Genomic DNA, 24,620 nt, shown 5'->3' with positions numbered 1-24,620 from the left:
GTTTTAACTTAAATCGCCTTCGTCATTTCCTTTAAAAACGATTTTTCATCCTCATTTAACAATGGACTTACCTTTTCGTAGACCTCTTGGTGGTAGTTATTTAACCAATTGATATGAGAAACTTCCAATAACTCTTTCTTCACCAAAGTAGTGTCAATAGGAGCAAGGGTTAAACTTTCGAAAGCATAAAATTCGTTAAATTCATTGTGCTCATCTTTAATCGTTAACACTAGATTTTCAATACGGATACCATGTTTGCCGTTACGATAAATACCAGGTTCGATAGAAGTGATAGTTCCTAATTCTATTGCAATTGGGGTAGCCGAAGCATTAAATACATGCGGACCTTCGTGTACATTCAGATAATAACCTACACCATGGCCAGTGCCGTGACCGTAGTTTAAAGCATAATCCCACATTGGTCTGCGAGTAATGGCATCAATTTGATAGCCGCATGTTCCCTTAGGGAAACGGGTTTTACAGCCTTCAATCATCGCTTTTAGCACCAAAGTGTAATCTGTACTTTCTTCATCGGTGTTATTTCCCATTGGGATTACACGGGTAATATCCGTAGTGCCATAAAGGTACTGACCACCAGAGTCAACCAAAAACAAACCATCAGCTGATATAGCTACATCGCTTTCTGGGGTAGCTGCGTAGTGCGGTAAGGCACCGTGTGCTTTGTAACCAGCTATGGTGTTGAAACTTTCGCCCACAAAACCATCTTGTTCAGCTCTAAAGTTTTTCAAAACTTCTGCCGATGAAAGTTCTGTAATTTCAACTTTACCAATATTTTCCTTCACCCATTTAAAGAACTTGGTCATTGCGGCGCCGTCTTTAATCATCGTTTTGCGGGTGTTGGCAATCTCAACTTCGTTTTTAATAGCTTTTAAGTTGGTTGATGGATTGGTTTCTAATACCTTTTGCACTGTTGAAGCCAACTGCTTGTACATAAAATAGCAGTTACGCTTCGGGTCTATTAAGATATTGCTATTTGCAGGCAATTGTTGTAAATCGGCAGCTAACGCCTCATAAGCGGCAATGGTAACACCTTGATTAGCCAAAGTAGTTAAATCATCGGCAGATAGTTTAGTCGCATCAATATAAATGGTTGCTTTGTCTTCAGTAATTAAGGCAAAACTCAATACTACTGGATTGTAACCCACATCTTGCCCTCTTAGGTTGAAAATCCAAGCCATATCATCTAATGAAGACACCAAATGATAAGCTACACGTTGTTTTTTTAAGGATGCTCTAATGGCTGCCAATTTGCTAGGTGCCGACTGACCAACAACATCCTCAGCCAATAAAAATGCAGCTGCAAAAGGTAACGCAGGTCTGTCATTCCAAATTTGTCCAACGTAGTCTTGGTTTTCGAAGCTGATGTTTTTAAATGCCAGTTGCTTCTCTAATTGCAAACCTAGTAAAACTGAAACAGTCTTTTCATCGAAAGCTATTTTAGCATCCGCAGGAAGTTTTTCGCCTAACCAATCAATATATTCGGCCATGCCTTGCGCTTGCAATTTTACGAGTTCAAAACCACTGCCTTTTAATTGCTCTTCGGCCTGTACAAAATATCTTGAATCTGCCCATAAACCAGCAAATTCTTGTGTAATTACTACAGTACTTACCGAGCCCGTAAATCCGGTTACAAAAGGAATACTTTTATAAAAATCTGGTAAATATTCGCTAATATGCGGGTCTGCAGATGGGATAATATACGCATCAACGCCATCGTTTTTCATTAAATTGCGGATGGCAGCTAACTTTTCTAAGTGTGTCATTTGATATAATATGTTAGTATTTCAAAGTAATGGATAATTTTTGATTTTTTCTACATTAGGCACTTATCGGTTGGCAGTTGACAATCATAAAAATAGCGATGCGTTAGATCTCTCCTTGAGGTCGAGATGACGAGATGGGGAAGCGTGTGTTGGTAAAGCATTGACCAGCTAACAATTAATCAGTTAACCGATTAAACAATTAAACCAAAATAATAAAGCAATTCATCATTTAAGTAATAAACCAACTACCCAGCAAAATCAATCAATTTAAAAATAGTCTATTAAAATAGTAGTTTTTATTTTGTTTTGCTATTTTTGAAACATCAACGCTTTGTATAAAGACTTTAAATATGGAAAATGTAAACTACCTAGCATTTGCTATTCCTGCGTTCTTTCTATTTGTCTATTTAGAATACAGGCTTGCCGTGAGTAAAAAGAAAACACATTTGTTTAAATACGAAAGTTCTGTTTCTAATCTCAGCATAGGTATTGCAGAGCGATTACTGAACCTTTTCATTGCTGCGAGCTTTTATGAATTGTTCAATTACGTGTATCAGCATTATGCCTTATTCAACATCCCCAATGCTTGGTGGGTTTGGGTTTTGTTAATTCTGGCTACCGACTTTGTGTGGTATTGGTATCACCGATTGGGCCACGAAGTGAATTTCTTTTGGGCAGCACACATTGTACATCATCAAAGTGAAGAATTTAATTTGACGGTTTCGGCACGTATCACCACTTTTCAGGCGTTAATTAGGGGTGTTTTTTGGTGTGCTTTACCGCTTTTAGGTTTTCATCCCTTAATGGTGGCGGTAATTTTAACCGTACACGGAGCCTATTCATTTTTTACGCACACGCAGATGATTGGAAAGCTGGGTTGGTTAGAAAACATACTCATTACTCCATCTCTACACGGCATACATCACGCAAGTGATGACAAATATTTGGATAAGAATTATGGCGATGTATTTACATTTTGGGACAAAATGTTTGGCACTTATCAAAAGGAAGAGGAGGCACCAACTTACGGTTTAACGCATCCAATAAAAAGTCATAGTTTTTTGTGGCAGCATTTTCATTACTATTTAGAGATCATAGAGGCTTGCAAAAGAACAACTGGTTTGTCCAATAAACTAAAAGTGATTTTCGGTAGTCCGGCATTGTTAGACCAAGATATAAGACCTGTGTTAGAACGCAGATATTTGCAACATAAAGTAAAACCTACGGCTAAATTTAAGCTTAAGGGTTATATTAATATTCAGCTCGTGCTGAGCGTTTTAATATTAACTTTTGCGACTGCTTTTTGGTCTTATTTAGATTTGGCAGACGGTATTTTGATAGCGCTATTTGTACTCATCACCCTCATTAATTGTGGTGCATTGTTAGAACAACGTAAATGGATTTATTACCTCGAATGTGTAAGGCTCATCTTCCTTTTCGGGTTTATCTTCTACAAACTAGATTGGGTAGAATTGATATTCTTACCAACTATAGCCTTAATCATTTTAGAAAGAACTTTTGCATTGAGTAACTTGTACAGAAACTATGTTTTAAGGTATGAAGAAGCGTAAAAATTTAGCCACAGATACACAGATAATTATAATTTAAAATCTGTGCATCTGTGGCTAATAAATATTTCTACCGACCGGACTAAACCTCAGCCTTGTTGGGTACAATTAACACTGGACAGGCAGATTTCCTAGCTACATGTTCAGCAACACTACCCATTAAAAAGTGGTTTATGCCCGTTCTACCATGCGTTCCAATTACAATTAAGTCCGCTTGCCATTCCTCCGATTGTTGTAAGATGCCATTAGTAGCCGTGTCTAAAACGGACAGGTAGGTGGTTTTTCTATCGTTACCAAATTTACTTTCAATCTCCTTTAACAAGATGTGGCTGTTCTCTACGCTGTTGTCGTATAAATCTACAATGGCTGGCGTAAAGCCAAAATCTGGATTTGCTATGGGTGGGGCGGGTTCTACAATATTCAATAAGGCTACTTCAGCGCCATATAACGAAGCCATTTCATATCCAACTTTTGCTGCTTTTTCTGCAGAAACACTGTTGTCTACAGCAATAAGAATTCTTTTATAATTCATGGTGTTATCCTTTTGTTTCTACTAAGTAACAAAAAGTAGCTTATAAAGTTTCCCACAATTGGGCATAAAATAGACTGATATTTATCACTTAATTCGTTATTTTTATCGCATCACAATTTAATATATGGATAAGTATCACGTTTGTAGAATTGCCGTAGCACCGTTAAGAAGCGAACCATCTGATAGGAGCGAAATTGTTTCTCAATTGCTTTTTGGCGATAGGGTAGTTGTATTAGAAAAGACCGAAAAATGGTGCTTTGTGAAAACCAACCACGATAATTACGAAGGTTGGATGGACCATAAACAGTTGCAGCAAATTACCGCTTTGCAGTACAACGACGAGCAAAGCTATAAATATATTACGGCTGTAAACTTCGACAACCGTTTGGTAACCGATAGTGGTGAGGTTTATTATTTAAGTCCGGGAAGTACGCTGCCATTTTACCAAGATGGTTACTGTTATTTGGGCGACAACCGTTTTGAAGTGAAAACCGAACCTTTTGTTCCTAATCCAGCAGAATTTACTGCTAAGGTAGAAGCAACTGCAAAGTTCTTTTTAAACTCGCCATACCTGTGGGGCGGCCGTACGTTTTTCGGTATAGATTGTTCTGGCTTTGTGCAAACCGTTTACAAATTGCTGGGCAAACAACTACGCAGAGATGCTTCGCAGCAAGTAGAGGAAGGCGAATTGGTAGATTTTCTTGCTTCAGCGAAATTGGGCGATTTAGCTTTCTTCGATAACGAAGAAGGAAAAATCATTCATGTAGGCATGATGTTAAGCAACGATAAGATTATCCACTCGGCAGGTAAAGTAAGAATAGACCCAATAGATAACCAAGGGATTTATAATATGGAATTGGATAGATATTCGCACAAGTTGAGGGTGATAAAGAGGTTTGTTTAAAAAAAAAAAACCTCAAAACGGCGCAGCCCTCAAGAACGCCAAAAATCATAAAGAAAATCTGTTCTTAATCTCCCCTAAGATTAAACTTTTACGAGTTAAAGTACACGTCGTCATTGCGAGGAGGAACGACGAAGCAATCTTACAACGTGAGAGGAATGAAATTCGCTTTAAGATTGCTTCGTACCTCGCAATGACGAGGGAAAAATCAATACTAATAAAGTTCCTTCATCAACTTATCAAAGTTCTCTTTCAATTCCGCTAATTCAAGTTCCAACTTAGCCACTCTTTCCTCCAAAGCAGAATTAGACCTGGCAGAAGTTTCTTCGTTAGCATAATCTTCTTCAATAAATTCAACATCGCCGCTAAAAAGGTGTGCATAACGTTGTTCTTTTTGCCCGGGGCGTTTTGGTAACTGTTTAATATAACCTTCGCCAGCTAACTTTTCTAAAGTTTGGTTCACTTCCTCTAGCGTTTCAAACTCATGCAATCTGCCAGAGTTGGTATTGATTTCTCCAGGAGTTTGCGGGCCACGTAAAAACAGTAGGCACATCACCGCAACTTCCGAAGGCAAAATAGGATACACAATAGCAAAATTATGCTTGTACTTGGTTGCTCTGCTAGAACCTCCAGTAGCGGTAGAAATCAGTCCGCCTATTTTTAAGGAGTTAAGCGCAGCACCAATGGTTTCTTCATCGTAATTAACTACAGGCTTTCTGGATGTTTTTTGGTTACAAGCAGCCACCAAACCGTTCATCGTCATAGGGTAATAGTCGGGTGTGGTTTTCGCTTTTTCCATTAAGGAACCTAAAACTCTAATTTGCTCGGCAGTAAGTACAGGTATTTTTATTTCGTTCTCCATTTGGCTAATTTAAATCATCGAATGTTAAAAACAAATGATTGAGGAAATCAAATTCCAAAAAGTGTTAGTTTAAGCTAGAAGTAGAAAAAAATAACTTTATTTATCTGCAGATGTTATGGAAAAATGCTTCCTGCAACATCAATTAATAAAATTAAGCTTATGAAATTAGCGCTACCCATCATTTTTGTGATTTCCATTTTATCGTTTAACTCAATCGCCCAGAATAAACTTTCTAAAAGCAAGCAAGTGGGCGAAGTTACCGCTGTTTACAAAATCAACGATAAAGAAGTAGTTAGTATTTTGAAGGACAAGAAGGTAAACGATGACTTCTTTCACACCTTAACCAGTACAGATTACTATAAAGAATATCGTAAAAAGGATTTACCCTTTGGAAACTACCTCATGGTAAGTGCAAGTGGTGGTTATTTAAATACCAGCTTAAAAACTCAGAATAATGTCTCCCTACAGTTTATCAATAACCAAAAGGACTTTCAGTTTTACATTGCAGATGTGAAAGGAAACCTGGTTGAAAATGCCGTGGTAGAGATTGATGGCAAAAGAAAAGCGCAATATGATAGTAAAGCTAAATTGTATCGTAGTACTTACAGCAAAGAAGAGGGAAAACCAAAAGAAGAAGGACTGATTAAAGTAACGCATGATGGCGTGAGTAATTTCTTTGAGTACGAGTTAGATGATAATAACAGGTATAACGATGATGATAGAGAAGATTGGCCATTTTTCAAGAAAGTTGCGTATGCTTTCCCTGTGAAATATTTCTGGCAACCATTTAAAAACACGTTTAAAAAGAGAAGAACTAAGAAACCACTTTACGCTGGCTATATGGTTTTCAGCAAGCCAATTTACAAACCCTTAGATACCGTTAAGTTTAAGGCTTACCTCATTAATTATAAAGGTGGCGAGATTAAAAATAAACCTGCAAATGTTGTTTTACAAGCTAATGGCAATAAAACTTTAGCTACCATAAACCCCTACAAAAATGGTGGTTACGAATACAGTTTTGTACTTGCGGATAGTTTAAATCTAAAACTCGATAGAAGTTACAGCATCACATTGGCGGAGAAAGCAAAAAACGAGAAAAAAGCTTTCCGCATTGCCAATAATTTCCGTTACGAAGATTATGAGTTAAAAGCACTTGATTTTTCACTTCGAACGGATAAGGACATTCAAACAAAAGACAGCGTAATTACTGTTTATTTTAAAGCTACTGATGAAAATGAATTGGCAGTACCAGATGGGCGAGTGGAATTAACGTTAACCGCCGGTCACGTAAATTACTATGCAGATAGAAAGGTTTTTGTGCCAGATACTCTTTGGCAAAAGAACATCACGCTAGACCCCGTTGGCGAAACTAAATTGGTTTTGCCTGCCGATATTTTCCCGAAAGCTAATTTTAGTTTTTATTTAGAAGCTAAGTTTTTAAACAGCAATAATGAGGTTCGTACTGCTTCAAAATCGCTAAGCTATAATTACACCAATCTTTCTAAAAAGTCGTCCAAGCCTTTTGAGCTTAAGTCTGATTTTAAGAAGGATAGCTTAACGATTTGTTATTTAGTAGATGGAAAAAGTACAAGCCAAGCTGCCAAACTCGTTAGTTACACAGCAAATGATGTGGTCATCAATTCACAACAAATTACCTTGCCTTTTAAACTAAAAACCGATTACCGTGCTGAATATTATGAAGTAGAAACATCAAAAGATACGGCTACAATTTTCGTTACAAGCTTAAAGCCCGAATTGCAGATTAATGCAGTACAGAATAAGGATAGCCTGCGTGTCGTAGTAATTAACGAGCATAAAATTCCCTTTTGGTACACTGTTTTTGCAGGCGACAAAGTGTTTTTACGAGGCTACACCAACCAGCTAGATACCTTGATTAAAAACGACAGCAAAAAAGCAAGCCATATCCGCATTAACTACATTTGGGATGAAGATGAAGTAACCAGTGAAGTAAGTGCTGTTTACAATCCTAACCAGCTAAACCTAAAGCTAATTGCGCCAGACATGGTTTACCCTGGGCAAAAGGTGAATATGTTGGTGCAGGTAACGGATATCAATCATAAACCCGTTGCAGAAACTGATGTAACTGCGCAAGCTTTTACCGCTAAATTTAAAGATGTACCAAGTGTTCGTTTGCCTTATTTGGGTAGGAAATACCTTATCCGCAAGCAAAATAAAATTAAGGTAGAAGCCGATGAAGCTTACGGCAGTGTAAGCAAAAATCTGGATAAGCTCGCTTGGACAAAGTGGAGCAAAAGTTTGGGACTAGACAGTATTGAGTATTTCAAATTTACCCATCCAAACCCAATTTACACTGTAGTTGAAGCTACTAACGATACCACCACGCAAGTAGCTCCATTTGTAGTGTTAGATGGCCAGATTTTGCCAGCTAGCATCGTTTATATCGACAATGTACCCGTGTTTTTTAATCAGTCGCACCAGCTGCAACGTTACTCATTTCTGGTAAAACCTGGTTTTCATGATTTTAAAATACGCACAGCGGATAAACTAGTGACGGTTAAAAATTATCACATCACCGCTGGTAAAAAGACAATTTTTAGTGTACTGGCCGATACCACAAATAAATTCTATGCCGTAAACAAACCAACAACGCTCACGGCAGACGAAAGCCAAGAACTGGATAATTACATGATAAGGATTGCGAATAATGCCAATCTAAATAAAACGACGGTTACTGCACAGCTAACCGATACTCGTCTGCTCATCAACCCAAATAATCGTAACGATAGGGAGCTTTTGGTTGGTCCGATAAGAGAAAATCATTTAATATTTGATAACGAAAAGTGGCACCAAAACTTTGTAAAGGAAGCTGGCTATACTTATACTTTTGAACCAGGGTTAATCAAACAGAAATCTAACAAAACCAAATATGCATTTAATACGAAGTTAGATTACGGTGCAAGCAACAGAAATACAAATTTTGCCTACGAATACGCTTTAAAGAAAAAGGAAATAGACCAGATTTGGCTCGACTTCTTAAATCTGCGCAGTCGTACTACGCAATTGTTTGATGTTGATTACAAGAACGCTAAGCCTTTCGGGAAACTGCGGTTTGATATCGATACAGCCTTTACCAATCATATTCCATACATCAAAAACGTAATCGCTTTTAAACCTAATCAGCCTCAGTTTTTAAGGATTTACAAAGGCGAAACAAATACAGATAACTTAGAAAGCGGAAAATATAAATTGCTGTTTTTACTGAGAGACAATAGCTATTTCGTTACGGATAGCATTACCGTAAAAGCTAACGGTGCAAACTACTACAGTTGGAGCAGTTTTAAAATTACACCTGCCAATGTTTTCAGTACAAAGTTGGACAGTATGATTAAAGCTACACCAAGTGTTGGCAGGCAAATGATTTTAGAACAGCATCGAACTTTTTTTAATAGCTACATGTTCGATAAAAATGAACTGAAAAAGACTGTAAAAGGTAGAGTTTTGTCAAGTGAGACTAATAAACCTGTAAAAGGTGTTACGGTTAAAGTAGTGGATTTGGATGTTGAGACCATCAGCAATGCTCAAGGATGGTTTGAATTAAAAATACCAGAGCTAGGTGCTTTGAAAATAACTGCCAGCGGGTATTATAGTAAAGTTATCGACCTAAACAATACTGCGCTAGGTGATATTATACTTGATACAATTGGTAATGTGTTGAGAGGAATAGAGGTGATAGGTTATGGCTCAGTAGCAAAAAAAAGCTTAACTGGTAGTGTTGCAACTGTAACGTCAAACGAACTAGTTTTTTCTTTGCAGGGTGGTGCTCCGGGAGCGTCATTGCAAGAGGTGATAATGATTAGAGGAGCTAACAGTATCAATGCTAATCAAAAGCCGTTAATCATCTTAGATGGCGTACCTTATGATGGTGATATTACCACTTTAGACAAAGATGTGGTGAAAGACATTACCGTGCTAAAAGATGCTAGCGCTACTGCAATTTATGGCGCTAGAGCAGCAAATGGAGTAATTATCATCAAAAGTAAAACTGGTAATTTGGTGAGCAACGCAACTGGCGAGCTTGTAGCGCAACAGCAAACCCTGCGTACTAATTTTAATGACGAAGGCTTTTGGCAGCCAAAATTAATCACCGACGAAAATGGCATCGCTAAATTTACCGTGAAGTTCCCCGACGATATTACCAAATGGACCACCCGTGTAATGGCGATGAATGGAAATAAGCAAACGGGTTACACCGAAGGCAGTATCAAATCGTTTAAATCGTTGAGTGCCAATTTTGTTTCGCCACTTTTTGCCGTAACCGGCGATAGTATTAACGTGATTGGAAAGCTGATGAATTATACGCCGTTAGAAGAAACAGGTGTTCGCAAGTTTTCATACAATGGACAGGAATTGCGAAACTCAACAGTTAAGTTCAAAAACTCGTTGATTGATACTTTGGGTATCGTAGTAAAATCGAAAGACAGCTTAAACTTTGAATATACCTTGGCGCAAGATAACGGCTACTTTGATGGTGAGCGTAGAAAAATTCCAGTGTTCGAAGCTGGCGTTAAGGAAACCAAAGGCTATTTTTCGGCTTTACTTAGAGATACCACTTTAAATTATTCGTTTGATAAAAACTTAGGTAAAATTACACTCAGAGCTGAAGCTTCTGTTTTCCCAACATTGTTGGATGAAATGACCAAACTTCGCAATTACGAATATCTATGTAATGAGCAGTTAGCTTCTAAACTCAAAGGCTTATTGTTAGAGAAACGTGTTCGCAAATACTTAGAACAAAAATTTACCCACGAAAAAGACATTGCTTTCATCCTTAAAAAGCTACAACAAAATAAAAACCCACAGGGTACTTGGGGCTGGTGGCAAAACACGCAAGAACAAATGTGGATTAGTTTGCACGTGGTAGAAGCGCTATTACAAGCACAAAAAGATGGTTACACAGTAGATTTGAATAAACCTTTGCTGCAGCGTTATTTGGTGAGCAAATTAAGCGAAATGGCAAGCTATAACGATATCCAAATTATCAAACTATTGCACTTGTTAGATGGCAAAAATTACATTAAAGATTGGGTTGTAGCTTACGAGGAAAGGGAGTTGGAAAAAGAAAAACTACGCAATGCAAATTTACCAGCCGAACTTTTAGCATTAAAGCAAAGAGAAACTAAAGCATCGCTTTATGCTACTTTAGAAATGATGGAGTTAAAACAGCTGGCAGGCTTAAAAGTCGATTTAAATTCCTTGCTAAAACTCAAAAAACAAACTATGTTTGGCAGTATTTATTGGGGCGAAGAAAACATCCGCTTTTGGGATAACAGCATCCAAAATACCTTGTTAGCTTATCGAATTTTAAAAAATGCTGGCGGTTACGAAAATGAGCTGGAGAAAATAGCACTTTACTTTTTAGAGCAACGTAAAAATGGGCAGTGGCGAAATACTTATGAGGCGTCGTTGATTTTAGAAACAATTTTACCAGCTTTTATGACTACCAATGGCAAAGCAGAACCTGCATCAATTAAAGTGAACGACCAAGTGGTAACTCAGTTTCCATTCAATAAAACGATAGAAAACGCAACAGACTTGAAGGTGCAGAAAACAGGTAGAACAGCGGTTTATTTTACAGCTTATCAGCAGTTTCAAAATGCTAAACCTAATAAAGTTGATAAAGATTTTAAAGTAAACTCGACCTTGTTACAAAACGGAACCGCTACAACAAAACTAAAAGCTGGTACTTTGACCAAGTTAAAAGTGGAAGTAGAGGTAAAGGCAGATGCAGATTACGTGATGATTGAAATTCCAATTCCGGCAGGCTGTAGCTACGAAAATAAAATGCAGAACTTTTGGGGTGTGGAGACGCACAGAGAGTATTTTAAGAACAAAACATCTATTTTCTGCACAAAGATGAAACAAGGTAAATACACCTTCGAGATAGATTTGATGCCGCGTTACACTGGTAGTTATGTGCTAAATCCCGCAAAAGCAGAGTTGATGTATTTTCCAGTTTTTTACGGCAGGGAAGGAATGAAAAAGGTAGAGATTAAGTAGAGAAACTAATCTTGTCCTCATTGCGAAGAGGAACGACGCGGCAATCTTTAATGTGATGATTTGATAAGAAAAGTTGCTTCCTTGGATGGTCCTATAGATGGATACATCTAATTCCTCCCCCTTAATCCCCCTCCAAAAGGGGGACACACGATGCTTAAGCGTTTTGCATATCCCCCTCTCCGAGGGGGCAGGGGGAGGAAAATAATATTTTTCAATATTTTGTGTTCGCACGATAGGTACGGTCGCGACAGGCTGCGCCTCGAATGGCGTATTGTTTAGATATTTGAAGCGCAAAACTTGTGGTTCTTCGGTTAGCGTAGTCCCGCCAACGCTACAATCTTTTGGTGAGCGTTGCTACTATTCGCATCGTGATTGCCACCAAAAGTATTTTCGTGTTTGTCGGGGCTATTTTACCAAATACATTGCCAGTGGATAGTTTGTTCAGAGCACAGGTTGTTGTACCTAAACCCGATTGTAGCCAAATAGCCCACAGTGAGGAACGAACGAGGACTATGGGCGAAAGAGGGACCGAACTCCGCCAAACACACCAACGTTAATTTTCATAAAATGAGATAGCATAACGCTCTTCTTATCGAGTATCAAATGTCAATTTTGAACATATTCAAATTGCCCTACGTTATCGGGAACGATTGCGCAAATATTTGCGCTTAAATCAAAGTTATACTAGCATAAATTATGTAGAATTGTTTCGACCAAATGCTAGTAAAGGTGCTTTACATATCGTTACTAGCTTAAAAAACAATGAAAAGCTAGAAAAGAAATGATTTTATCAAAAGATAATCTGAAACTAATTGCCGCAGAAAATGTGGTTGTGCCAAATGCAGAAATTTTCGAATTACCAGAGAAAGTTTTACAGTTCGGAACAGGGGTGTTGTTACGTGGATTGCCAGATTATTTCATAGATAAAGCAAATCGTGAAGGCGTTTTCAATGGTCGTGTTGCCGTAGTGAAATCTACAGGTGGCAATACATCAGAGTTCGATACACAAGATGCACTTTACACACTTTGCGTTCGTGGTATCGAAAACGGACAGCCAGTTTCAGAAAACATCATTTCATCAGCTATTAGCAGAGTAATTGCAGCCGAAAAAGATTGGCAGGCAATTTTAGATATTGCTAAATCTGCGGAGTTGCAGTTAGTGGTTTCTAATACCACAGAAGTTGGCATTCAGTATGTTGAAGAGCGTATCGAAAGTAATCCTCCAACATCTTTTCCTGCAAAATTATTAGCAGTTTTATATGAGCGTTTCAAAGCTTTTAATGGCGATAACAGCAAAGGTTTAGTGATTGTAGCTACCGAATTAATTCCTGATAACGGAACTAAGTTGGGCGAAATTGTTTTGAAACTTGCTCATCATAATCAATTAGAAGCAAACTTTATCGCATGGTTGGCTAGCGCCAATACGTTCTGCAATTCGTTGGTAGATAGAATTGTACCAGGAAAACCTGATGCTGAAGCCTTTGCAGCTTTGCAAGAAGAACTGGGTTACGAAGATGCTTTGTTATCGATGACAGAACCTTATCGTTTGTGGGCAATTGAGGGTGGCAAGCATGTAGCTGATGTACTTTCCTTTGCTACGGTAGATGAAGGTGTAATCATTGCTGAAGACATCGAAATTTATAGAGAACTTAAAGTGCGTCTATTGAACGGAACACATACTTTGAGTTCGGGTATTGCCTTCCTTTTAGGTATTGATACCGTAAAAAATGCCATGACAAACGATTTAATTAGTAATTACATCGAAACTTTAATGGCAACGGAAATTGGTCCGGCAATTCCTTACGAAGTAGATAAAAAACAAAGTGATGCTTTTGCAAATGCGGTGAAAGACCGTTTTGCCAACCCGTCTATAGAACATTTATGGACAAGCATTGCATTTCAATATACCATGAAGTTGAAAATTAGAATACTTCCATTGTTATTGAATTACTATAAAATATTTAACCAAGTGCCGGCGCATATTGCTTTTGGCTTTGCGGCTTACTTGGCCTTCTCTCGTGCTCAGAGAGAAGAGAATGGTCTATATTTTGGTTTGGATAATGGTGCGAGTTATCGGTTAAACGATGACTCTGCACCTTATTTATTTGAAAAGTATAGCCAACATCAAAACAGTTTTGTGGAAGAAGTTTTGGGCGATGAGAACATTTGGGGGGTAAATTTAACTCAATTGACAGGGTTTATACCAGAGGTGAAGGCGTTATATTTGGATATCATAAACCAAGGTGCTGAAACTTCATTGTCCAAATTTATGTCTGCTCAGCTTAAAGAAGCTTAAGCAATCTATATAAATCGGTTATCGTGCTATAAATAACCGATGAACAAAAATATTTAAATGAAACAACAAGTTTTAAAAGTACACCCAAAAGATAACGTTTTGGTAGCCTTAACCGACCTTAAAGCTGGTCAATTAGTAGGTTATCAAGGCGTAAATTATTTATTGGTTGATGATGTGGATGCCAAGCATAAATTCTATATGCAAGATATGCAGGCAGGTGACGAGGTTTATATGTATGGTACTTTGGTGGGTAAAATCCAGTTTCCGGTAACATTGGGAACTAGAATGACTACTGATAACCTAAAACATGCGGCGGCTCCTTACGAGTATCGTCCATATCATTACGAGTGGCAAGCGCCAGATGTTTCTAAGTTTGAAGGAAGAACTTTTAACGGCTACCACCGTGCAGATGGTAAAGTTGGTACAGCCAATTATTGGCTGTTTATTCCAACGGTTTTCTGCGAAAATAGAAACTTAGATGTTATCCGCGAAGCGTTACATAACGAATTAGGTTATGCGGTAACTGCGAAGTACAAAAACTACACGCAACACTTAATCGAAGCTTTTAAAAGTGGAACTGATATTTCGTCTTTAGATGCACCAATGGCATTTGAAGGTTTAAGAAACGAACGTGTTTTCAAAAATATCGATGGTATTAAATTTTTAAACCATCAAGGTGGATGTGGTGGTATCAGACAGGATGCTGCCGTTTTGAGTAAATTATTAGCAGCTTATGCCGACCATCCAAACGTAGCTGGAGTAACTGTTTTAAGCTTGGGATGTCAGAACTTACAAGTGCAAGATTTCACGGCCGATTTGAAAGAACGTAATCCAAATTTCAATAAACCAATCTATATTTTCGAGCAACAGCAATCGCAAAGCGAAGAAAATATGATTGCTTTGGCCATTAAAAAAACCTTTGAAGGTTTAGTAGAAGCCAATAAAATTGAAAGAGCACCTGCACCTTTAAGTAAAATGAACTTAGGGGTGAAATGTGGTGGTAGCGACGGTTTTAGCGGTATTTCTGCAAATCCTGCGGTAGGTTATTGTTCTGATTTGCTAGTAGCTTTAGGCGGAACGGTTTTGCTAGCTGAATTCCCAGAGTTGTGTGGTGCCGAGCAAAACATGATTGACAGAACGATTGAGGAACAATCTGCCAAGAAATTCATGAAATTGATGGGAGCTTACAGTGAAGCTGCAGAAAATGCAGGTTCTGGTTTCCACATGAACCCATCTCCAGGAAATATTAAAGATGGTTTAATTACTGATGCGATAAAGAGTAACGGTGCTGCCAAAAAAGGTGGTACTTCGCCAATTGTTGATGTTTTAGATTATACCGAACCATCTGTAAAACCAGGTTTAAACCTAGTTTGCACGCCAGGTAACGATGTAGAAGCAACTACAGGTAAAGCTGCTAGTGGTGCTACCTTAATTTTATTTACCACAGGATTGGGAACACCAACAGGAAATCCAGTTTGTCCGGTAATTAAAGTGGCCACCAATAATGCCTTAACCAAACGTATGGGCGATATTATTGACATCAACACAGGGCCGGTAATTGAAGGAGAAAAGACCATTGAAGAAATGGGCGAGGATATTTTGGAATATTGTATTAAAGCAGCAAGCGGCGAGGTAATTCCAAAAGCGGTATTATTAAACCAAGATGATTTTATCCCATGGAAACGTGGCGTATCATTGTAGGGACAAGTCATTATTTGTCCTTATTTGAGTGCAAAATTCATCATATATAGATAAATCATCATTTGTCCTATATAAAGTTTAAGGGTATATTTAGCCAAAACCAAAGGGCGAATGATTATTCGCCTAAACAATATAGAAAATGAAACAAATACAAGCAGTACACTCAGAAGATTTCAAGAGTTACGACACCGAAAAAATCAGAGAAAGATTTTTGTTGGACGACTTGAAAGCGACGGACAAAGCAAATTTTGTCTACTCACACTACGACAGAATGGTTACTGGTTTAATCACACCAGTAAATGATGTTGTAGATTTAGGTAATTACGATATTTTACGTGCAGATTATTTCTTAGAAAGAAGAGAATTAGGCGTAATTAACGTAGGTGGTGCAGGTACAATTGTCGCCGATGGAACCAGCTACGATTTAAACAAAAAAGACTGCTTATACTTGGGTAAAGGCGTAAAAGATGTAAAATTTAGCAGTAAAGATGCTAGCAATCCAGCTGTTTTTTATGTACTTTCTGCACCAGCACATACAAGTCATCCAACGGCGTTTGCTAGCCATGAAGATGTTTTCTCTGCAGATTTAGGAGCTGTGGAAACTGCAAACCAACGCACTATTTCTCGTTACATTCACAAAGATGGCATTCAAAGCTGTCAGTTGGTAATGGGTTTAACTTCACTAGCAAATGGTTCTATTTGGAACACAATCCCTCCTCATACACACGACAGAAGAATGGAAGTTTATTTCTATTTCGATGTGGAGGCAGACCAAAGGGTAATCCATTTTATGGGCGAGCCTCAACAAACTCGTCACATTGTAATGGCTAACCACGAAGCAGTTTTATCGCCAACTTGGAGTATCCACTCTGGTGCTGGTACCAAAAACTACAGTTTTATTTGGGGTATGGCTGGCGAGAATTTAGATTACGCAGATATGGATACTTTTCCAGTAGCTGAATTGAGATAAGAAGTAATTATTAACCACAAAGACACAAAGAACACTAAGAAATTTAAAGACTTACGAAGTTTCTGAAACTTCGTAAGTCTACAATGTTTAAAACTATAACTCAATCTTCGTGAGCTTCGTGACTTGGTGGTAAAAAATAAATAAACACATGCTAAGAAATTAGTCTTTGTGGTAAAACATATAAAATGGAACAATCATTTTCATTAAAAGATAAAGTTATCGTTGTAACAGGCGGTACGGGAATTTTAGGTCTTTCATTCATCAATGCGATTGTAGAGGCTGGTGGTACAGTTGGTATTTTAGGTAGAAACGAAAAAGTTGCTAACGAGCGTGCCGATGAAATCAACAAAAACGGTGGTAAAGCTATTGCTTTAGTAGCAGATGCGATGAACGAAGAACAATTAATTGCTGCTCGTGAAAAAGTATTAGCCGCTTACGGAAAAATCGACGGATTAGTAAATGCAGCAGGTGGTAACATGCCAGATGGAGTTTTATTACCAGAGCAGGACATTTTTGATATGAAGATGGATGGAATGAAGACCGTACTAGACTTAAATCTTTGGGGAACTTTAATTCCTACGCAGGTTTTTGGTAAGGCAATTGCCGAAACTGGTAAAGGAAGTATCGTGAACATTTCATCGATGAACTCTAAAAGAGCGATTACCAGAGTGTTAGGTTACAACATGGGTAAAGCTGCTGTAGATTGCTATACGCAATGGTTCGCAGTAGAATTAGCTAACCGTTATGGCGATAAAATTAGAATGAACGCCCTAGCACCAGGTTTCTTCTTAACAGAGCAAAACCGTAATTTATTAACTACACCAGATGGTGGTTATACCGCTAGAGGTGGCGCAGTAATTCAACAAACTCCTTTTAAACGTTTTGGTAACCCAGATGAATTAAAAGGTGCTTTAGTTTGGTTATTAAGCGATGCTTCGCAATTTGTAACCGGAGCAATGATTTGTGTAGACGGCGGCTTCTCTGTTTTCGGGGGAGTATAAACAGGTCACGAGTTTTGGATTTTGAGTTATAGGCTCGAAGCCCAATGAACAAATGACCAATGAACTAATAAACAAATAAAAACAAGTATAAGTGAAAAAGTTTTTAGACGAGAATTTTTTATTGCAAACGGAAACAGCACGTACTTTGTATCATGATTATGCAAAGCACATGCCTATTATTGATTATCACAATCACTTAATTCCGGAGCAAATAGCAGAAGACAAGCAGTTCGAGAATATTACTCAGGTTTGGTTATATGGCGACCACTATAAATGGCGTGCCATGCGTACTTTCGGTATAGATGAATACTATATTACCGGTGGTGCCTCAGACTGGGAAAAATTCGAAAAATGGGCAGAAACTGTTCCTTATACTTTAAGAAATCCATTGTACCATTGGACACACTTGGAGCTACAACGTTATTTTGATGTTCACGATTTGCTTTCTCCTGCAACGGCAAAGAAAATTTGGGACGAATGCAATGCCAAACTTCAAACTAAAGAATACAGTGTTTTAGGTTTATTGAAAAAGATGAACGTTAAAACCTTGTGCACTACCGATGATCCATTGGATAATTTGGAATTTCACCAAAAAATTAAAGCTAGCGGTATCGATTTAGTGGTTTTACCTGCGTTTAGGCCAGACAAAGCGATGAACGCTGATGATGTTGCAGGTTTAAATCAATACGTAGATAAATTGGCTGCCATCATTGAAAAGCCAATCACTAACTACCAAGAATATTTAGCGGCTTTAAAATCCCGCCACGATTTCTTCGTAGAAAACGGTGCTTCAGTTTCTGATCATGGTTTAGAGCAAATTTACGCTGAAGATTATACCGAAGAAGAAGTGGCTCAAATCTTCCTTAAAATTAGAAAAGGAGAGGCGATTACGCAAGAGGAGAACTTGAAATTCAAATCAGCTATGCTTTATCAATTTGCACTTTGGGACCACGAAAGAGGATGGGTGCAACAATATCACTTAGGAGCTATTCGTAATAACAACGACCGTTTGTTAACTTCATTAGGTCCAGATACTGGTTTCGATTCGATTGGAGATTTTTCACAAAGCAGAGCTTTATCTAAATTTTTAAATAAACTTGATGCTAGTAATCAACTTACTAAGACGATATTATATAATTTAAATCCGGCTGATAACGAGCTAATGGCAACCATGATTGGTAATTATCAAGATGGTACGGTAGCAGGAAAAGTACAGTGGGGTTCTGGTTGGTGGTTTTTAGACCAAAAGCAAGGCATGATTAACCAGCTGAATGCTTTATCTAATTTAGGTTTGTTAAGCCAGTTTGTGGGTATGTTAACTGACTCTAGAAGCTTCCTTTCATTCCCTCGTCACGAGTACTTCCGTAGAATTTTATGTGATTTGTTTGGTACTGACATAGAAAACGGAGAAATCCCGAACGATATAAAATTGGTTAGCCAATTAATTGAAAATATTTGTTATAACAATGCAAAAGCCTATTTTAGCTTTTAAATGAAGAATTCGCGGTCAATTCTCTGTTGACAGCACCTTTAATCACTGTTTAAATACAAATATTAACGAATGAAAGTTTTAAGTTTTGGGGAATTATTGTTACGCATTTGTCCGGATACTGATGGACAGTGGCTAGCAGATAATGAACTACCTTTTTATGTTGGAGGCGCAGAATTGAACGTGGCTACAGCATTGGCACTTTGGGAAGTCCCATCGGCCTATTTTTCGGCATTGCCTGATAATTTCATGTCAGAGCAAATCCTTAACTACGTTAACAAATGCAACATCGACTCGTCGAGAATGCAGTTAAGTGGCGATAGATTAGGTTTGTATTATCTGCCAAAAGGTAAAGACCTCAAAAATGCAGGCGTAATTTACGATAGAGCTAATTCATCTTTCGCTAGTATTAAACCTGGAACTTTAAACTGGGACGAGATTTTTCAAGATGTATCTTGGTTTCATTTCAGTACCATTTGTCCCGCTTTAAACCAAGATGCTGCAGACATTTGTTTAGAAGCTGTTAAGGCCGCTAGTGAGCGTGGAATTACTATTTCCATCGATTTAAATTATAGAGCTAAACTTTGGAAATACGGCAAACAACCTATTGATATTGTACCAGCATTGGTAAAATATGCAGATTTGGTAATGGGTAATGTTTGGGCTGCAGACCAGATGTTGGGCATTCCGGTAGCTACAGATATCCACGAGGTGGGAACGAAAGAAAACTACTTAAAGCATGCTGAAATTACATCGAAAGAAATTATCGATAAGTTTCCAAAATGTAAGCATGTAGCCAATACTTTCAGGTTCGATTATAAGGCGGGCATCAGATATTACACTACTTTGTTTACCGAAAACCAGCTATTTGTATCTAAAGAATATCTTTCTGAGCAAATTTTAGATCGCGTTGGAAGTGGCGATTGTTACATGGGAGGCTTAATTTATGGCTTTTATAATCAGCATGAGCCTCAGCAAATTTTAGAGTTTGCAACTGGCGCTGCTTATAACAAATTGTACATTCCAAGCGATTGTACCACTGCAACTGTTCAAGACATTCACCTAACTATTGCCCAAAATGACTAAGAATAAAGATACCGCTATACAAGCGATACAAAAACAAGGATTATTGCCGCTATTTTATTATGAAGATGCCCAAATCAGTTTAGAAATTATCAGAGCGCTGTATAAAGGTGGCGTTCGCGTTTTCGAATATACCAATAGAGGTGCAGCAGCTTTAGAGAACTTCAAAATTTTTAAAGAAGCATTAAAAACCGAAATGCAGGATTTGTTTTTGGGTATCGGTACAATCAAAACTGCAGAACAAGCTAAAGATTTTATCGCAGCAGGGGCTGATTTTATCGTTTGTCCAATTGTAAACGCAGAAGTGGCTAAAATTACTCACGAAGCAGGTTTACTTTGGATACCAGGGTGTATGACACCAACTGAGATCGATTTGGCACAACAAAACCAAGCAGGTATCATTAAGTTATTTCCAGCAAATATCTTGGGACCAGATTTCCTGTCATCAATTAGAGAGCTATTCCAAGGACAATTATTTGTACCAACTGGTGGTGTAGAAATTGAAGAAAATAACATTTCTAGCTGGTTTAAAGCTGGTGTTTGTGCCGTAGGTATGGGCAGTAAGTTGGTAAGTAAGCCAATCATCGAGCAAAAAGATTACAATAAAATTGAAGCATTAACGAAGACAACCTTTGAAATTATCAATAAAGTAAGAAACTAGTTTTTAAAAACTAACAAACCAAATAACCAAAAACCAAAAAATATGAACCAAACTAAAATTGGCAACTACAGATGGACCATTTGTGCCTTGCTATTTTTCGCAACAACTGTTAACTATTTAGATAGACAGGTGTTAAGCTTATTAAAACCAACCTTAGAAGAACTTTTCGGATGGTCTAATAGCGATTACGCTGATATTGCAGCAGTATTTCAATTTACCTACGCTATTTCTATGCTATTTGCAGGGCGATTTGTAGATAAATTAGGTACAAAGTGGGGATATGCAATTGCGATTATTGTTTGGTCTATAGGTGCAATTATTCATGCTTATGCCATCACCATTGGTGAAAGCATGGCAACCATTTTAACCACTTTTGGTTTAACTGCGCTACCTGTTTCTATTTTAGGTTTTATGTTTTCTAGAGCTGTATTGGCTATTGGTGAATCGGGTAACTTTCCAGCGGCAATTAAAGCTACGGCAGAATATCATCCTAAAAAAGAAAGATCTTTAGCTACTGGTATCTTCAATTCTGGAGCTAACGTAGGAGCTATTTTAGCACCAATTACAGTGCCTTGGATTGCAAGTCATTGGGGTTGGGAAAAAGCATTTGAGTTAGTAGGTGCCGCGGGATTTTTATGGTTGATTTTCTGGTTAATTTTCTATGAAACTCCAGAGAAACAGAAAAGAATTAAACAAGCTGAATTAGATTACATCAATAGCGATGAAGAAGAGGTTGCGGTAACAACGGAGAAACCAGAAAAAGTATCTTGGTTTAAATTACTAAGCTTTAAACAGACTTGGTCATTTACTGTAGGTAAATTTTTAACAGATGGTGTATGGTGGTTCTTCTTATTTTGGTTGCCAGGTTACTTAAAAGATCAATACGGAATGAACAGCGATCAAATTATGCTTCCTTTGGCTGTACTTTATAGCATGACTATGATTGGCAGTATTGGTGGCGGTTGGTTCCCTAAATATTTCATCAATAAAGGTTATGCTATTTACGATGGAAGGATGAAGGCGATGTTTGCCATTGCTCTATTTCCTTTAATTGTGTTATTAGCGCAACCGTTAGGACATTATTCATTCTGGATACCTGTTGTTTTAATTGGTGTTGGTGCTTCGGCACATCAAGCTTGGTCTGCAAATATTTTCACTACAGTATCAGATATGTTTCCTAAAAAGGCGGTAGGTTCTGTGGTTGGTATTGGTGGTATGGCTGGTGGTATTGGTGGTGTGTTAATCACCAAGATTGGGGGTTGGATTTTCGACAGCTATACCCACAAAGGCATAGAACAATCTTTCACTAAATTTAAAGAATTAGGCAATACCGATTTTATTAACCAAATCAGTGCTTTAGAACTTTTCAGTAAGTATGGCGATAAGGTTAATTTAAATGTGATGGCTTTGAGCAAACTTCCTGCCGAAGCAGCTTTAAAGTTGCAAAATGTCGATCCTGTACTATATCAACAACTTTTAGATATTCAAAAACCTTTGGTACAAGCAAACTTAACTACTGGTTATACCATTATGTTCGGTTTCTGTGCAGTGGCATATCTTTTGGCTTGGGCTATTATGAAATCCCTAGTTCCAAAAATGAAAGTCGTTAAGCTTTAATAACAAATATATCCTCTCATTAAACCAGAGAGGATATATTAATAACAATAAAATCTAGTAAATCTATAAACTAAGTGATAAATCAAACAAAAATGTCTTTGAACCTAGAAAATCTGTTTCCAGCGGAAGCAGACATCCCTGCAGCGTATGCACTGGATGGGCCTTTAGATCAACGTAGTTATCTATCTAATGGCGACATGTTAACCTGGTCTGGCGATGTACACACCGTACTATCTCCAATTTGTATTAAAACTGCTAAGGGCTTGGAGCGAAAGTTAATTGGCACTTATCCACTTTGTGGTGAAAACGAAGCTCAAATAGCTTTAGATGCAGCTGTGGCAGCTTATAACAATGGAAGAGGAGAGTGGCCAACCATGAGTGTAGCACAACGTATAGAATGTGTGGAGAAGTTCACTCGCGATATAATGGCGAAGAAGGAAGAAGTAGTAAAGCTGATCATGTGGGAAATTGGTAAAACCTATGGCGATTCGGTAAAAGAATTCGACAGAACCATCGAATATATTAATGCTACGATAGATGCTTTGAAAGATATTGACAGAAAATCTGCCGGTTTTACCATTGAACAAGGTATTGTGGCACAAATTCGTCGTTCGCCTTTGGGGGTAGTGCTTTGTATGGGGCCGTTTAACTATCCATTAAATGAAACCTTCACTACCTTAATCCCAGCTTTAATTATGGGAAATACCATTTTATTTAAACCACCTAAACATGGTACCTTATTGTTTTATCCGTTATTACAAGCATTTAGAGATAATTTTCCTAAAGGTGTGGTAAATACCATTTACGGTCGTGGCAATAAAATTATTCCTGGTTTAATGGAATCGGGTAAAATCAATGTGTTAACTTTAATTGGATCAAGCAAAGTTGCGGATCAATTGAAGAAAATGCACCCTAAAGTAAATCGTTTACGTGCTATTTTAGGTTTAGATGCAAAGAATGCGGCAATTATTACTGCAAATGCCGATTTAAAACTAGCAGTTCAAGAAACCGTATTAGGTTCTTTGTCTTTCAACGGGCAACGTTGTACGGCACTAAAAGTGATTTTTGTACATAAAAAGCATGTGGATCAGTTTGTGAAAGAACTTTCTGAAGAAATTTCAAAACTAAAATTCGGAATGCCTTGGCAAGAGGGAGTTTCATTAACACCACTCCCAGAACCGCAAAAGCCAGCTTATTTAAAAGAACTGATTGATGATGCCATAACAAAAGGAGCACAGGTAGTCAACAAAAACGGCGGGCAAACAAAGGAATCATTCGTCTATCCGGCAGTTGTTTTTCCTGTAACCAAAGAAATGAAGTTATATACCGAAGAACAGTTTGGTCCGGTAATTCCAGTGGTTACTTTTGATGATATCGAAGAACCGATCAATTATTTAATCGAATCTACACACGGTCAGCAAGTAAGTATTTTTAGTAATGACGACGAGGAAGTAGCGGCTTTGATAGACCCAATCGTAAATCAGGTTAGTCGTGTAAACATTAATTGTCAATGCCAACGTGGACCAGATGTTTTTCCTTTTACTGGAAGAAAAGATAGTGCAGAAGGAACTTTGTCTGTAGTAGATGCTCTTAGAGCTTTTTCAATTAGATCCTTAGTTGCAGCAAAACTGAATGATAATAACAAACGTTTGCTTAACGAAATTATTGATGGACATAGCTCGAACTTTTTGAGCACAAAGTACTTGTTTTAACGACTGTAGACATAAATAGAGCTGTTTTTGTCACATTCTTGTGTCAATTTAATTTTCTTTCATTTTTTTTTAATAAAAGTTCGGAATATTAAAAAAATGTTTTTACATTTGGGCTTACCCTTTCGGGGGTATGTTTTTCATAGGTAGATGTAGGGTCAGGAACTTGTTCTTGGCCCTTTTTTATTTTACATGATTTTTGATACCTCAAACGTTGTTTTTAGCTGTTTTTATCATACAATTTATACTGTATAGTAGCTCAGTTTTTACCCTGAAATATTTATCAAGTTATTTTGTGAAAAATAGTTTGATGGAATAATATAAATTTCTATATTTGCACCTCCTTAGAACGAAGGAAGATTCCGTAGCTCAGCTGGTAGAGCATTACACTTTTAATGTAGTGGTCC

The 24,620-nt window shown here is 37.7% G+C and carries 15 protein-coding genes; 12 read left to right on the top strand and 3 right to left on the bottom strand.

The window, feature by feature from the left end:
- Positions 1 to 8: 8 nt before the first annotated feature.
- The gene (locus REI64_RS17385; RefSeq protein WP_308851424.1) at positions 9 to 1,784 is read right to left on the bottom strand and encodes an aminopeptidase P family protein; all 1,776 of its coding nucleotides are present in this window, start codon (positions 1,782 to 1,784) and stop codon (positions 9 to 11) included.
- 350 nt (positions 1,785 to 2,134) lie between these two features.
- Between REI64_RS17385 and REI64_RS17380 the strand changes: the two genes are divergently transcribed.
- The gene (locus REI64_RS17380; protein WP_308851423.1) at positions 2,135 to 3,355 is read left to right on the top strand and encodes a sterol desaturase family protein; all 1,221 of its coding nucleotides are present in this window, start codon (positions 2,135 to 2,137) and stop codon (positions 3,353 to 3,355) included.
- Between the two features lie 79 nt (positions 3,356 to 3,434).
- On the opposite strand, the gene REI64_RS17375 is transcribed toward REI64_RS17380, so the two are convergent.
- A complete protein-coding gene (locus REI64_RS17375) occupies positions 3,435 to 3,884 on the bottom strand; it encodes a universal stress protein (RefSeq protein WP_308851422.1) in 450 nt (149 codons plus the stop codon).
- A gap of 124 nt (positions 3,885 to 4,008) precedes the next feature.
- On the opposite strand from REI64_RS17375, the gene REI64_RS17370 reads away from it, so the two are divergent.
- Positions 4,009 to 4,788 carry a C40 family peptidase gene (locus REI64_RS17370; protein ID WP_308851421.1) on the top strand — a complete coding sequence of 260 codons (780 nt, stop codon included), beginning with the start codon at positions 4,009 to 4,011 and terminating at the stop codon, positions 4,786 to 4,788.
- 211 nt (positions 4,789 to 4,999) lie between these two features.
- On the opposite strand, the gene REI64_RS17365 is transcribed toward REI64_RS17370, so the two are convergent.
- Positions 5,000 to 5,647 (bottom strand): YceH family protein, encoded by a 648-nt coding sequence (locus REI64_RS17365; RefSeq protein WP_308851420.1) that lies wholly within the window; start codon positions 5,645 to 5,647, stop codon positions 5,000 to 5,002.
- A gap of 159 nt (positions 5,648 to 5,806) precedes the next feature.
- On the opposite strand from REI64_RS17365, the gene REI64_RS17360 reads away from it, so the two are divergent.
- The 10 genes from REI64_RS17360 to REI64_RS17315 all read left to right on the top strand — a co-directional run bounded on the left by REI64_RS17360 (position 5,807) and on the right by REI64_RS17315 (position 24,216).
- Positions 5,807 to 11,686, top strand: a complete 5,880-nt coding sequence (locus tag REI64_RS17360) for an alpha-2-macroglobulin family protein (RefSeq protein WP_308851419.1) — start codon at positions 5,807 to 5,809, stop codon at positions 11,684 to 11,686.
- A 781-nt stretch (positions 11,687 to 12,467) separates the two neighbouring features.
- Complete coding sequence (locus tag REI64_RS17355) at positions 12,468 to 13,982, top strand: tagaturonate reductase (RefSeq protein ID WP_308851417.1); 1,515 nt, start codon at positions 12,468 to 12,470, stop codon at positions 13,980 to 13,982.
- A 57-nt stretch (positions 13,983 to 14,039) separates the two neighbouring features.
- Positions 14,040 to 15,683 carry an altronate dehydratase family protein gene (locus REI64_RS17350; protein ID WP_308851416.1) on the top strand — a complete coding sequence of 548 codons (1,644 nt, stop codon included), beginning with the start codon at positions 14,040 to 14,042 and terminating at the stop codon, positions 15,681 to 15,683.
- A 139-nt stretch (positions 15,684 to 15,822) separates the two neighbouring features.
- Positions 15,823 to 16,653 carry a 5-dehydro-4-deoxy-D-glucuronate isomerase gene (gene kduI / locus REI64_RS17345; RefSeq protein ID WP_308851415.1) on the top strand — a complete coding sequence of 277 codons (831 nt, stop codon included), beginning with the start codon at positions 15,823 to 15,825 and terminating at the stop codon, positions 16,651 to 16,653.
- 185 nt (positions 16,654 to 16,838) lie between these two features.
- The gene (locus REI64_RS17340; protein WP_308851414.1) at positions 16,839 to 17,654 is read left to right on the top strand and encodes an SDR family oxidoreductase; all 816 of its coding nucleotides are present in this window, start codon (positions 16,839 to 16,841) and stop codon (positions 17,652 to 17,654) included.
- A 91-nt stretch (positions 17,655 to 17,745) separates the two neighbouring features.
- Positions 17,746 to 19,146: a glucuronate isomerase gene (uxaC, locus tag REI64_RS17335; protein ID WP_308851413.1), complete on the top strand. Its 1,401-nt coding sequence runs from the start codon at positions 17,746 to 17,748 to the stop codon at positions 19,144 to 19,146.
- Positions 19,147 to 19,215: 69 nt separating this feature from the next.
- Positions 19,216 to 20,229 (top strand): sugar kinase, encoded by a 1,014-nt coding sequence (locus tag REI64_RS17330; RefSeq protein WP_308851412.1) that lies wholly within the window; start codon positions 19,216 to 19,218, stop codon positions 20,227 to 20,229.
- Positions 20,222 to 20,887, top strand: a complete 666-nt coding sequence (locus REI64_RS17325) for a bifunctional 4-hydroxy-2-oxoglutarate aldolase/2-dehydro-3-deoxy-phosphogluconate aldolase (protein WP_308851411.1) — start codon at positions 20,222 to 20,224, stop codon at positions 20,885 to 20,887. The genes REI64_RS17330 and REI64_RS17325 overlap by 8 nt, the downstream gene beginning before the upstream one ends.
- Positions 20,888 to 20,929: 42 nt before the next feature.
- Positions 20,930 to 22,504, top strand: a complete 1,575-nt coding sequence (locus REI64_RS17320; RefSeq protein ID WP_308851409.1) for an MFS transporter — start codon at positions 20,930 to 20,932, stop codon at positions 22,502 to 22,504.
- A 92-nt stretch (positions 22,505 to 22,596) separates the two neighbouring features.
- Positions 22,597 to 24,216 carry an NADP-dependent glyceraldehyde-3-phosphate dehydrogenase gene (locus REI64_RS17315; RefSeq protein WP_308851408.1) on the top strand — a complete coding sequence of 540 codons (1,620 nt, stop codon included), beginning with the start codon at positions 22,597 to 22,599 and terminating at the stop codon, positions 24,214 to 24,216.
- Positions 24,217 to 24,620: the final 404 nt, after the last annotated feature.

This window comes from Pedobacter sp. (genome assembly GCF_031119335.1).
In the GTDB taxonomy this organism is placed as follows: Bacteria; Bacteroidota; Bacteroidia; order Sphingobacteriales; family Sphingobacteriaceae; genus Pedobacter.
The sequence above is the reverse complement of the archived record's forward strand: the minus strand, read 5'-3'. Positions and strand labels throughout refer to the sequence as shown.